1 pseudogene is annotated in these 341 nt (G+C 63.6%); it reads left to right on the forward strand.

The window, feature by feature from the left end:
* Positions 1-216, forward strand: a pseudogene (locus DDT56_RS24300) (ABC transporter permease); the annotation flags it as partial.
* Positions 217-341: the final 125 nt, after the last annotated feature.

A 341-nucleotide genomic window follows, 5' to 3' on the forward strand; every position in this document is an offset into this window, starting at 1 on the left:
AGCGCCGGGCTGGCCTGGGCGCTGGTGGTGGTGGCCGAGGGCATCGCGGGGCAGGTGGGGATCGGCTTTCTGATCTTCCGCGCCCAGTCGCTGCTGCTGACCGACCAACTGCTGGTCTGCATGGCGACCATCGGCATCGTCGGTTTTCTGATCGACCGGTTAATGCTGGCGCTGCAAAAACGTGCGCTGGTATGGAAGCAGGGCTATGAGGGCTAAACCATGACCGAGACATTGCACGTACGCGGCGTGACCAAGCGTTATGCGCACGAGGGCGCGGCGTCGCACGAGGTGCTGCGCGGCATCGATTTAACGGTGGAGCCGGGCGAATTCGTCAGCATCGT

This window comes from Brenneria corticis, from assembly GCF_003115855.1.
Classification (GTDB): Bacteria; Pseudomonadota; Gammaproteobacteria; order Enterobacterales; family Enterobacteriaceae; genus Brenneria; species Brenneria corticis.